We start from the raw sequence: 11,960 nt of genomic DNA, 5'->3' as shown, positions 1-11,960 counted from the left end.
TCCGGGTGACCGGCCAGGCTACTCGTCGAGTCGATGGGTAGCCCTGGCCCAGTGTTGCCGCGGGGTTGCGACAGGTGGCTGCGCTTGGCAGCTGTAACAGACAGCAAAGGAGTCGCGATGTTTGGACGCTTCGGCAAGGATGCCGGTTCACTCGTGGGGGTGGAAATTACGCCCGACGCCGTTCGGATCATGCAACTGCAGCAGCGCAATCGACGCTGCCGTGTGATGGGGTCAGCACAAGAGCTGTTTCAGGCGCCGCTGGCCGATGACTGGGCTCAGGCGCCTGGGGTGGTGGTGGCTGCGCTGCAGCGAGCTTACCGGCGCAGCGGCCTCAGGCAACGCCGGGTAGCGCTGGCATTGCCGGCCAGTCAGGTTATCTGCAAGTTGTGCCATCTGCCGGTGGAGCAGAGCGGGGCGCAGTTGGAGGCACAGCTGCTTGCCGATGCAGAGCGGCTGTTTCCGTTTCCGCTGGAAGACCTGGCCTTGGATTTTCAGGTCATGGGGGCTTCCCATGACCAGCCAGGTTGCTCCGAGGTAATGGTTGCAGCCTGTCGGCAGAGTGCGCTGGCGTCACTCGAAGCCGTCGTCGAGGAGGCGGGCTTGCAGTTGGAGGCCGTCGAGGTCGACAACATTGCCTTGTGCCGCATGTTGCCGCAGGGTGGCCTTGAGGGAGCAGCGCTGCTGCGTGTCGAAAACCGCAGCGTAACCCTTCATGACTGGCAGCCGGGCAGGGCGTACCAGCGCTGTGAGCTGCAAACGACTGGCCCGGACATGAACGGGCAATGGCCAGAGCGTCTCCAGGCTTTACTGGTCGGGCAGAGCCGGCCTGCGGGGTTGTGGGTTGCCAGCAGCTCATCGATCAATCCGGGCTGGCTACAAGCCTTGGGCAGCCGGCTGAATGTGCCGTGCACCTACCTGCCTGGGCTGGCAGGGCTGGAACATGTCGATGGGGCGATGCTCCTGGCCTGCGCCTTGGCCTTGGGAGGGCTGCGCCCATGATGCGGCTGAACCTTCTGCCCTGGCGCGAACGGCAGCGTCAGGCGGCGCTGCGGCGCTTTCGAGGCCAGTTGATTGCTGGCGCACTCCTGGCTTTGTGCGCCGTGATGCTGGTCGATCAGCTGGCCCGCCAACGCGGGCAGCAGCAGGTGCTGGCCAATACCCAGCGCCAAGCGACCCTTGATATACAGGATGAGCAGTTGCAGCCGCTGGCCGAAGTGCGTGCACAGCATGAAGCGCTACTTGCCCGTGCGGTGGCCCTGGAGGGCCTGCGCGCCCATCAGGGTGTATTGGCCGGTGTCTTCGCCGACCTTGAAGGGGCGTTGCCTGAAGGTGTGCAGCTAATCGGCCTGAGCCTTGATAGTGGCCGCTTGCAGGTGACAGGGTTGGCTGCGTCCGGTGCAGTGGTGGCGCAGTTCATGCGCGACTTGAACCGCTCGAACGTTTTGCTCGATCTGGAGCTCAAGCGCATCAAGAGCCTGCCGGACGGCGATGAGTTTCTGCTCACCGCTCGCGTTGCGGCGTTCTGGTCGTGAGTCCAGCGCAGATGCTCGCTTGGCTGGCGGTGGTCGAGGGCTCAGGCCGCTTCCGACGGTTGGCGCCAGCGCTGATCGCTGTTGTGTTGTTCAGCCTGGGCTGCGCGATGCGCCTGCCTGCCCTGTTACAGCAGCAGGCGCGGGAGGATGCCAGGCATGTCGAGTTGAACCAGCTGCAGGCAGCCAATGCAGCGCAGTTGGCCGAACTGGAGCGGCTGAAGGCTTTAGTGGTGATTGCCGAACAGCGGTTGCAAGAGGCGCACTGGTATCTGGCCGCCGGGGAGAGCATGAGCGACCTGCTTGAACGGCTGGCAGTGTCGGGGCATGCACATGGCTTGCTTGTCGAACGCCTCGATGTAGAGGCAGGTGAGCAACAGGCCGGATTCAGCAAGGTACCGCTGGTGGTGCAAGTGGTGGGGCGTTATCCGGCCTTGCGGCTGTGGCTGGACGACTGGTTAGGGCAGGCACGGATTCTGCGCAGCGGTGACATGAGCCTGGCAACCGTTGATCGCCAGCCTGGACTGTTGCGCCTGCAGTTGCGGGTTGATGCCTATCACACGGCTACGCCCGTGAAGGCACCTGCAATGCTGGCGCACCTGCCGGCAAGGGCCGCAATGGCTGCGCCTGAAGTGGACCCGTTTGCGCCCGCTGCGGCGCGAGTGGCCAGCGCCGGGCTGGTCGGCGTGCCGTTGGCGCAGCTGGAAATGGTCGGCAGCCTGGCGCGCGGGGCGGCACGCGAGGCACTGCTGATGGCGGCTGGCAAGCTCTATCGCGTACGCCCGGGCGACCGGGTAGGGCGTGATCAGGGGGTAGTGATGCATATAGACCAACGTCAGGTCGAAGTGCGTGAGCGGCTGTTCATGGCGGGGGTATGGCACGAGCGCACGGCGTTCATCACCCTCACCAAGCGCCTGGGCAAGGAGGCCTTGGACCCGAATGAAAACGTGGATGAAATACCTGTTGGCGACCCTGCTGTCGATCCCGCTGGCTTCGGCGACGCCTTACCAGGGTGAACCCCTGTCGCTAAACTTCCAGGATGTTGAGGTGCGTGCGGTGCTGCAGGTGCTGGCTGACTACGCTGGCGTCAACCTGGTCGCCAGTGATGCGGTACAAGGCAGTGTCACTTTGCGTTTGCAGGACGTGCCGTGGGATCAGGCGCTTGACCTGGTCCTGCGCAGCAAGGGCCTGTCCCGGCGCCAGGAGGGCAATGTGCTGTTGGTGGCACCTGCAGCCGAGTTTGCCGCGCAATCAGCAGACGCCCGGGTGAGTCAGGCGCTGGATGCGCACCTGCAGCCATTGCGTCGGGAGCTGCTGCCCATTCACCACGCCAAGGCCGCCGATCTGGCGCAGTTGCTGCTGGCAGGCCTGGAGGGTGACGGCATCCCTCCGGCTAGCTTGAGTGTCGATGAGCGCACCAACACGTTGGTGGTGCATCTGCCCGCTGACCGCCTGGCCGAGATGCGCCAGCTGGTGGCGCAGTTGGATGTGCCGGTGCGCCAGGTAGCGATCGAGGCGCGTATCGTCGAGGCCAACGTCGATTATGAGAAAAGCCTGGGGGTACGCTGGGGTGGGCCGCTGTACGGCGAGAAACTGCGGCCCGGCAAGGAGCTGTTCGTCGACCTCGGTCTGGAGCGTGCCGGCAGCAGTATCGGCCTGGGTTTGTTGCGCGGTGACGTGCTGCTGGACCTGGAGCTCAGTGCCATGGAAAAAAGCGGCAACGGCGAAATCATTTCGCAGCCCAAGGTGGTCACGGCTGACAAGGAAACGGCGAGGATCCTTAAGGGTACCGAGGTGCCTTACCAGGAAACGAGCCAAAGCGGCGCTACCTCGGTATCGTTTCGCGAAGCCTCGCTGTCGCTGGAAGTAACGCCACAGATCACCCCGGACAACAAGGTGATCATGACCGTCAGGGTGACCAAGGACGAGCCGGATTACGTCAATGCCTTGAACAACGTACCGCCGATTCGCAAGAACGAGGTCAATGCCAAGGTTCGTGTGGCTGACGGCGAAACGATCGTGATCGGTGGCGTCTACTCGACTTCGCAAAACAATGTGGTCGACAAGGTGCCATTTTTCGGCGATCTGCCGTATGTTGGGCGGCTGTTTCGACGCGATGCATTACAAGAGAAAAAATCCGAGCTGCTGGTCTTCCTGACTCCGCGTATCATGAGTGACCAGGCGATTGCTGTGAGTCGTTGATTCTGTGCGAAATTTGATACTTGTGGGGCCCATGGGCGCTGGTAAAAGCACCATCGGACGCCTGTTGGCCAAAGAGCTGCGCCTGCTGTTCAAGGATTCCGACAAGGAAATCGAACTGCGATGCGGCGCGAACATCCCGTGGATATTCGACAAGGAAGGCGAGCCGGGTTTCCGTGATCGCGAGCAAGCGATGATTGCCGAGTTGTGCGCGCTCGACGGTGTGGTGCTGGCCACCGGCGGTGGCGCGGTGATGCGCGAAGCCAACCGGCAGGCGCTGCATCAGGGTGGCCGGGTGATCTACCTGCATGCTTCGGTCGAGCAGCAAGTCGGCCGCACCGCGCGCGACCGCAATCGCCCGCTGCTGCGCACGGCCAATCCCGAGGCGACCTTGCGCACCTTGCTGGAAACCCGCGACCCGCTCTACCGCGAGATCGCCGACCTGGTGGTTGAAACCGACGAGCGGCCACCACGCATGGTGGTGATCGATATTCTCGAGCGCTTGCAGCAGTTGCCGCCCCGTTAACCCGGGACTATTCTCGGCCTCCAGCGCCGAGGCGAGGCTCAACGTTACCGCGCAGGCCGCCGGATGGCGCCGCGCCCAAGTACATTGTGGGGATACATGCAGACACTAAAGGTCGACCTGGGCGAGCGTAGCTACCCGATCTACATTGGCGAAGGCCTGCTGGACCAGCCTGAGCTGCTGGCGCCGCACATTGCGGGTCGGCAGGTTGCCATCGTCTCCAACGAGACCGTCGCGCCGCTGTATCTCGAACGCCTGAGCAAGGCCCTTGGTGCCTACTCGGTACTGCCCGTTGTGTTGCCCGATGGTGAAGCCCACAAGAACTGGGAAACATTGCAGCTGATCTTCGATGGCCTGCTGACAGCTCGGCATGATCGTCGTACTACTGTGGTCGCTCTGGGTGGTGGCGTGATTGGTGACATGGCTGGTTTCGCAGCCGCCTGCTACCAGCGCGGTGTCGATTTCATCCAGGTGCCGACTACCCTGCTGTCCCAGGTCGACTCTTCCGTGGGTGGCAAGACCGGCATCAATCATCCGCTGGGCAAGAACATGGTCGGTGCGTTCTATCAGCCCAAGGCGGTGCTGATCGATACCACCAGCCTCAAGACCCTGCCAGCGCGCGAGCTGTCTGCAGGTCTGGCCGAAGTGATCAAGTACGGCCTGATTTGCGACAAGCCGTTCCTCGCCTGGCTCGAAGACAATATGCAGGCACTACGTGCCCTCGATTCGGCAGCCCTGACCGAGGCCATCCGCCGCTCCTGCGCGGCCAAGGCAGCAGTGGTGGGTGCCGACGAGCGCGAGTCCGGCCTACGGGCCACGCTGAACCTGGGGCATACCTTCGGGCATGCTATCGAAACCCATATGGGCTATGGCGTGTGGCTGCACGGCGAAGCCGTCGCGGCGGGCACAGTGATGGCCCTGGAAATGTCCATGCGCCTTGGCTGGATCGACCAGGCTGAGCGCGATCGTGGAATCCGCCTGTTGCAGGACGCAGGTTTGCCGGTGGTGCCACCACAGGAAATGACCCCGGCGCATTTCATGGAGCACATGGCGGTCGACAAGAAGGTGCTCGACGGTCGTTTGCGTCTGGTGCTGCTGCGCCAGATGGGCGAGGCCGTGGTGACCGACGACTATTCGAAAGAGATTCTCCAGGCCACGCTGTCGGCGGATTACCGCGCGATCGTGGCCCAGCTTTGAGGTTGTGACAGCGCAATGACAAGTTTGCATGCCGATGAGGCCTTTCTCGACCATTACCAGTTGAGCCATGATCCGTTCGCGCCCCGCGTACCTGGCTTCAAGTTCTTCCCGGCCCAGCGCAAGCCCGTGCTTGGCCAACTGCACCACCTGGCGCGCTATAGCCAGTTGATGCTGGTGGTCAGTGGCCCATTGGGCAGCGGCAAGTCGCTGCTGCGCCAGGCCCTGGTGGCCAGCACCAACAAGCAGGCTGTGCAAAGTGTGGTGGTGTCGGCCCGCAGCGCCAGCGATGCCTCCAGTATGCTCGCGCAGGTTGCGCAGGAGCTGGGTGTCGCCCAGCCCGAGGTGCAGGCGATCCTGTCGAAGGTGGTGCAGCTGGCACTGACCGGGCAGGAAGTGTATTTGCTGGTGGACGATGCGGAACAACTCGACGAGTCGGCACTCCAAGCGTTGCTGGAATTGGCGGCGGGGGTACCTGAAGGGCGTCCGCACGTGTTTCTGTTCGGTGAGCCATCGCTGATTGCCGGGCTGGATGAGCTCAATGTCGAGGAAGAACGTTTTCACATCATCGAGCTTGCGCCCTACAGTGAAGAAGAAACCCGCGAGTACCTGGAACAGCGCCTGGAAGGGGCTGGTCGGGGCATCGAGGTGTTCAGCCGTGAACAGATCGCCGATATCCATGAAAACTCCGACGGCTGGCCTGGCAACATCAATCAGGTCGCCCGTGACACTTTGATCGAAGCCATGATCGCCAGCCGCTCGACGGCCAAGCGACCAACCATGGGGTTCAAGATGCCTAAAAAACATGTGCTCGCGCTGTCCGCTGTGGTCGTGGTTGCCGTTGCGGCCGCGGTATTGATGCCCAAGAAAGGCGACAAGGCCCCTGCCGAAGCGCCGGCTGCCCAGGCCCAGTTGCCACTGGGCGACGGCAAGCAGGGTGCTGCCATCGAGTTCTCTGGCTCGTCCCAGCCAATGCCGCTGCCACTGGTTGGCCAGTCGCAGCCTGTGATGCGCGAGCCGCTGGCCCAAGCCGCAGGCATGGGCGAGGGTGAAGAGGGAGGCCCGGCTGTCGACACCGCGCTGCAGCCTGGCAACCCGCCACCCACCGTGACCACCATCGCTCCGCCACAAGGTGTGCCGGCTGGCCCGGCGCCTGCGCCTGCCCAGCCCGTGCAGTCGGTTGCGCCTGCGCCCAAGCCTGTTGCAACCCAGCCCGCCAAGCCGGTTGCACCGGCCAAGCCAGCACCAGCGCCGACCCAGGTCGCCGTGGCCAAGCCGGCTGCCAAAGCTGCCGAAAAACCAGCCGCCGCTGGCGCTGGCAACAGTGGCTGGTATGCCGGACAGAAGCCGGGCAATTATGTGGTGCAGATCCTTGGTACCAGCTCCGAGGCGTCGGCCCAGGCTTACGTCAAGGCCCAGGGTGGCGACTATCGCTACTTCAAGAAAAACCTGCAGGGCAAGCCTCTGTACGTCGTGACTTACGGCAGTTTCGCCAACCGCGACGCAGCGGTTGCGGCAATCAAGAACTTGCCAGCGAAGGTCCAGGCTGGTAAACCTTGGCCACGTACCGTCGGCAGCGTCCAACAAGAGCTGGCCACGGCCCGCTGATACCTTCCGGGCGGCATCACCCCGCCGCCCAGTAGCTAAGCGAATTCTAGCTTTCGACTAGCCTGCTGCGCCCGAGCGCGGCAGGCTTTTCTGTCCCGGACTGCCGGCCACAAGCCCTTAGTTGCAGTCATGGCTGAAACGCTTCAGACTCGAGCCAAGCCGCTATCACGGCGCATGGCGCAAAAACATTCAAAATTGCGACATAAATTTTCAATGGCGAGACATGAAAATTTGTGGGCGTCGCTGTCGCTGTGCAACAATGGTTTTCCATGACCACCGCAAAAAAGCTGGCGTTTGATCGGCGTGGATGGTAAGTGGTTGTTAAAAAAGAGATTTACCTCCGTTGAGAGGTGAACCTGGTGAGAATGTGTCTATGAAAACAGGTCTGTACCATCCCGAAGAATTCAAGGACAACTGTGGTTTTGGCCTGATCGCCCATATGACGGGTGAGCCGAGCCACCACCTTCTGCAAACTGCTATGCAGGCGCTGACATGCATGACCCACCGCGGCGGCATCAATGCCGACGGCAAGACCGGTGACGGTTGTGGTCTGCTCATGCAGAAGCCCGATCAATTCCTGCGTGCCATGGCCCAGGAGCACTTCGCTGTCGAGCTGCCCAAGCAGTACGCCGTCGGCATGGTGTTCTTCAACCAGGACCCGGTCAAAGCCGAAGCTGCCCGCGCCAACATGGACCGCGAGATCCTCGCCGCTGGCCTTAAACTGGTCGGCTGGCGCAAGGTGCCGATCGACACCAGCGTCCTCGGCCGCCTGGCCCTGGAGCGCCTGCCGCAGATCGAGCAGGTGTTCATTGGCGGTGAAGGCCTGAGCGACCAGGAATTCGCCATCAAGCTGTTCAGTGCCCGTCGTCGTTCGTCGGTGGCCAACGCCCACGACGCCGACCACTACATCTGCAGCTTCTCGCACAAGACCATCATCTACAAAGGCCTGATGATGCCGCGCGATCTCGCGGCGTTTTATCCAGACCTGGGTGACGAGCGCCTGCAAACCGCGATCTGCGTGTTCCACCAGCGCTTCTCCACCAACACCCTGCCGAAATGGCCGCTGGCGCAGCCGTTCCGCTTCCTCGCCCACAACGGCGAGATCAACACCATCACCGGCAACCGCAACTGGGCCGTGGCTCGTCGCACCAAGTTCGCCAATGACCAGATCCCGGACCTCGAAGAGCTCGGCCCGCTGGTCAACCGCGTCGGTTCCGACTCGTCCAGCATGGACAACATGCTGGAACTGATGGTCACTGGTGGCATCGACCTGTTCCGCGGCGTGCGCATGCTGGTACCGCCAGCGTGGCAGAACGTCGAGACCATGGACGCCGACCTGCGCGCCTTCTACGAATACAACTCCATGCACATGGAGCCGTGGGATGGCCCGGCCGGTATCGTCATGACCGAAGGCCGCCACGCGGTGTGCCTGCTCGACCGTAACGGTCTACGCCCGGCGCGCTGGGTGACCACCACCAATGGTTACATCACCATCGCCTCGGAAATCGGCGTATGGGGCTATCAGCCTGAGGAAGTGCTGGCCAAGGGCCGTGTCGGCCCGGGCCAGATCTTTGCCGTGGACACCGAAACCGGCCAGATCCTCGACACCGACGCCATCGACAACCGCCTGAAGTCGCGCCACCCGTACAAGCGCTGGCTGCGTCAGCACGCCACCCGCATCCAGGCGACGCTGACCGACGACCAGGGTGTGGCCAGCTACGACGCTGACCAGCTCAAGCAATACATGAAGATGTTCCAGGTCACCTTCGAAGAGCGTGACCAGGTACTGCGCCCGTTGGGTGAGCAGGGCCAGGAAGCCGTTGGCTCGATGGGTGACGACACGCCGATGGCCGTGCTGTCGCAGCGCGTGCGCTCGCCGTACGACTTCTTCCGCCAGCAGTTCGCTCAGGTAACCAACCCGCCGATCGACCCGCTGCGCGAAGCGATCGTAATGTCGCTGGAAATCTGCCTGGGTGCCGAGCGCAACATCTTCCAGGAGTCCCCGGAGCACGCTTCGCGGGTCATCCTCAGCTCGCCGGTCATCTCGCCCGCCAAGTGGCGTTCGCTGATGAACCTGGAGCGCGAAGGCTTCGACCGCCAGCTGATCGACCTCAACTATGAGCAGAGCGTCGGCCTGGAAGCGGCCATCCGCAACATTGCCGACCAGGCCGAAGAAGCTGTGCGTGGGGGCAAGACCCAGCTGGTGCTGAGCGACCGTTATATCGCCCCGGGCAAGCTGCCGGTGCACGCTTCGCTGGCCGTTGGTGCAGTGCACCACCGCCTGACCGAACAGGGCCTGCGTTGCGACAGCAACATCCTGGTGGAAACCGCTACCGCCCGTGATCCGCATCACTTCGCCGTGCTGCTGGGCTTCGGTGCCTCGGCCGTCTACCCGTACCTGGCGTATGAAGTACTGGCTGACCTGATCCGTACTGGCGAAGTGCTGGGCGACCTGGACGAAGTGTTCAAGTACTACCGCAAAGGTATTTCCAAGGGCCTGCTGAAGATCCTGTCCAAGATGGGTATCTCCACCATCGCCTCGTACCGCGGTGCACAGCTGTTCGAAGCCATTGGCCTGGCCGAGGAAGTGGTCGGCCTGAGCTTCAAGGGCGTGTCCAGCCGCATCAAGGGTGCGCGCTTCGAAGACCTGGAAAACGACCAGAAGCTGCTGGCGGCCGAAGCCTGGAGCGCGCGCAAGCCGATCCAGCAAGGTGGCCTGCTGAAGTTCGTCCACGGTGGCGAATACCACGCCTACAACCCGGACGTGGTCAACACCCTGCAAGCGGCTGTGCAGCAGGGCGACTACGCCAAGTTCAAGGAATACACCACGCTGGTGGACCAGCGCCCGGTGTCGATGATTCGTGACTTGCTCAAGGTGAAAGTGGCCGACCAGCCGCTGGCGCTGGAGCAGGTCGAGCCGCTGGAGGCGATTCTCAAGCGTTTCGACTCGGCGGGTATCTCGCTGGGTGCACTGTCGCCGGAAGCCCACGAAGCGCTGGCCGAGGCCATGAACCGCCTGGGCGCACGCTCCAACTCGGGTGAAGGCGGCGAAGACCCGTCGCGCTATGGCACCATCAAGAGCTCGAAGATCAAGCAGGTGGCCACCGGCCGTTTTGGTGTGACCCCGGAGTATCTGGTCAACGCCGAAGTGCTGCAGATCAAGGTTGCCCAGGGCGCCAAGCCGGGTGAGGGCGGCCAGTTGCCGGGCGGAAAGGTCAACGGCCTGATCGCCAAGCTGCGTTATGCGGTACCGGGCGTGACCCTGATCTCGCCACCGCCACACCATGACATTTACTCGATCGAAGATCTGGCCCAGCTGATCTACGACCTCAAGCAGGTCAACCCGCAGGCGCTGGTATCGGTCAAGCTGGTAGCCGAAGCGGGCGTGGGCACCATCGCCGCAGGTGTGGCCAAGGCCTATGCCGACCTGATCACCATCTCCGGTTACGACGGTGGTACCGGTGCTTCGCCGCTGACCTCGATCAAATACGCCGGCGCCCCTTGGGAGCTTGGCCTTGCGGAAACCCACCAGACCCTGCGCGGCAATGACCTGCGTGGCAAGGTACGGGTGCAGACCGACGGCGGCCTGAAAACCGGCCTGGACGTTATCAAGGCGGCCATCCTCGGCGCCGAAAGCTTCGGCTTTGGTACCGCGCCAATGATTGCCCTGGGCTGCAAGTACCTGCGCATCTGCCACCTGAACAACTGCGCCACCGGCGTGGCCACCCAGAACGACAAGCTGCGCAAGGACCACTACATCGGCACCGTCGACATGGTGATCAACTTCTTCACCTTTGTCGCCGAAGAAACCCGCGAGTGGTTGGCCAAGCTGGGCGTGCGCAGCCTTGGCGAGCTGATCGGCCGTACCGACCTGCTCGAAGTGCTGCCAGGTGACACCGAACGCCAGCAGTACCTGGACCTGTCGCCGCTGCTGGGCAGCTCGCACATTCCTGCGGACAAACCGCAGTTCTGCGAAGTCGACAAGAACCCGCCGTTCGACCTGGGCGAGTTGGCCGAGAAGATGGTTGATATGGCCATGCCGGCCATCCGCGACCAGGCGGGTGGCGAGTTCAGCCTCGACATCTGCAACTGCGACCGCTCCATTGGTGCGCGTGTGTCGGGCGAAATCGCCCGCCTGCACGGCAACCAGGGCATGGCCGCGGCGCCGATCACCTTCCGCTTCAAGGGGACTGCGGGCCAGAGCTTTGGTGTGTGGAACGCCGGTGGCCTGAACCTGCACCTGGAAGGCGACGCCAACGATTACGTCGGCAAAGGCATGACCGGTGGCAAGGTCACCATCGTGCCGCCAGCCGGCAGCCCGTTCGAAACCCAGCACAGCGCCATCGTCGGCAACACCTGCCTGTACGGTGCCACTGGCGGCAAGCTGTTTGCCGCAGGTACTGCGGGCGAGCGCTTCGCTGTACGTAACTCCGGCGCCCATGCTGTTGTCGAGGGCACTGGCGATCACTGCTGTGAATACATGACCGGCGGCTTTGTCTGCGTTCTGGGCAAGACCGGTTACAACTTCGGTTCTGGCATGACTGGCGGCTTTGCCTACGTGCTCGACATGGACAATAGCTTCGTCGACAAGCTCAACCACGAGCTGGTGGAAATCCAGCGTATCAGTGGCGAAGCGATGGAGGCCTACCGTAGCCACCTGGCGCGTGTCCTTGCCGAGTATGTGGATGAGACCGGCAGCGAGTGGGGGCGTGAGCTCTCGGAGAACCTGGACGACTACGTGCGGCGCTTCTGGCTGGTCAAGCCGAAGGCAGCCAACCTGAAGCAGCTGTTGTCCAGCACCCGTGCCAACCCGCAGTAAAAACAGCTGCAAGTGGCAAGCCTCGAGCTGCAGGTAATGGCAGTGCGAGGTTTGCCCGGCTTAAGTGATCGTCTTGCGGCTTGCAGCG

The 11,960-nt window shown here is 62.9% G+C and carries 8 protein-coding genes; all 8 read left to right on the top strand.

Annotation, left to right across the window (positions count from 1 at the left end; translation table 11 throughout):
• Positions 1-117: 117 nt before the first annotated feature.
• The 8 genes from pilM to gltB all read left to right on the top strand — a co-directional run bounded on the left by pilM (position 118) and on the right by gltB (position 11,872).
• Positions 118-999, top strand: a complete 882-nt coding sequence (gene pilM, locus ACF8O8_RS07470) for a type IV pilus biogenesis protein PilM (RefSeq protein ID WP_010955629.1) — start codon at positions 118-120, stop codon at positions 997-999.
• Positions 996-1,532 carry a PilN domain-containing protein gene (locus ACF8O8_RS07465; RefSeq protein WP_010955628.1) on the top strand — a complete coding sequence of 179 codons (537 nt, stop codon included), beginning with the start codon at positions 996-998 and terminating at the stop codon, positions 1,530-1,532. The genes pilM and ACF8O8_RS07465 overlap by 4 nt, the downstream gene beginning before the upstream one ends.
• Positions 1,533-1,543: 11 nt before the next feature.
• Positions 1,544-2,545, top strand: coding sequence for a pilus assembly protein PilP (locus tag ACF8O8_RS07460; protein ID WP_392509455.1), 1,002 nt, complete (start codon positions 1,544-1,546; stop codon positions 2,543-2,545).
• Positions 2,469-3,731: a type IV pilus secretin PilQ gene (locus tag ACF8O8_RS07455; RefSeq protein ID WP_010955626.1), complete on the top strand. Its 1,263-nt coding sequence runs from the start codon at positions 2,469-2,471 to the stop codon at positions 3,729-3,731. The genes ACF8O8_RS07460 and ACF8O8_RS07455 overlap by 77 nt, the downstream gene beginning before the upstream one ends.
• 4 nt (positions 3,732-3,735) lie before the next feature.
• Positions 3,736-4,254: a shikimate kinase AroK gene (aroK, locus tag ACF8O8_RS07450; RefSeq protein WP_010955625.1), complete on the top strand. Its 519-nt coding sequence runs from the start codon at positions 3,736-3,738 to the stop codon at positions 4,252-4,254.
• Positions 4,255-4,350: 96 nt separating this feature from the next.
• Positions 4,351-5,448, top strand: a complete 1,098-nt coding sequence (gene aroB / locus ACF8O8_RS07445; protein ID WP_010955624.1) for a 3-dehydroquinate synthase — start codon at positions 4,351-4,353, stop codon at positions 5,446-5,448.
• A gap of 15 nt (positions 5,449-5,463) precedes the next feature.
• Positions 5,464-7,053: an SPOR domain-containing protein gene (locus ACF8O8_RS07440; RefSeq protein WP_020191281.1), complete on the top strand. Its 1,590-nt coding sequence runs from the start codon at positions 5,464-5,466 to the stop codon at positions 7,051-7,053.
• A gap of 373 nt (positions 7,054-7,426) precedes the next feature.
• Complete coding sequence (gene gltB, locus ACF8O8_RS07435) at positions 7,427-11,872, top strand: glutamate synthase large subunit (protein ID WP_392509454.1); 4,446 nt, start codon at positions 7,427-7,429, stop codon at positions 11,870-11,872.
• The last annotated feature ends 88 nt before the right edge of the window (positions 11,873-11,960 follow it).

The sequence above is a fragment of the Pseudomonas sp. TYF_14 genome (assembly GCF_043105275.1).
GTDB classification, from domain to species: domain Bacteria; phylum Pseudomonadota; class Gammaproteobacteria; order Pseudomonadales; family Pseudomonadaceae; genus Aquipseudomonas; species Aquipseudomonas alloputida.
This window is presented reverse-complemented; position numbering and strand designations above follow the sequence as displayed.

Excerpts from the sequence above, each read along its gene's own strand:
- pilM (WP_010955629.1), top strand. The coding sequence starts at position 118 with ATGTTTGGACGCTTCGGCAAGGATGCCGGTTCACTCGTGGGGGTGGAA.
- ACF8O8_RS07465 (WP_010955628.1), top strand. The coding sequence starts at position 996 with ATGATGCGGCTGAACCTTCTGCCCTGGCGCGAACGGCAGCGTCAGGCG.
- ACF8O8_RS07460 (WP_392509455.1), top strand. The coding sequence starts at position 1,544 with ATGCTCGCTTGGCTGGCGGTGGTCGAGGGCTCAGGCCGCTTCCGACGG.
- ACF8O8_RS07455 (WP_010955626.1), top strand. The coding sequence starts at position 2,469 with ATGAAAACGTGGATGAAATACCTGTTGGCGACCCTGCTGTCGATCCCG.
- aroB (WP_010955624.1), top strand. The coding sequence starts at position 4,351 with ATGCAGACACTAAAGGTCGACCTGGGCGAGCGTAGCTACCCGATCTAC.
- ACF8O8_RS07440 (WP_020191281.1), top strand. The coding sequence starts at position 5,464 with ATGACAAGTTTGCATGCCGATGAGGCCTTTCTCGACCATTACCAGTTG.
- gltB (WP_392509454.1), top strand. The coding sequence starts at position 7,427 with ATGAAAACAGGTCTGTACCATCCCGAAGAATTCAAGGACAACTGTGGT.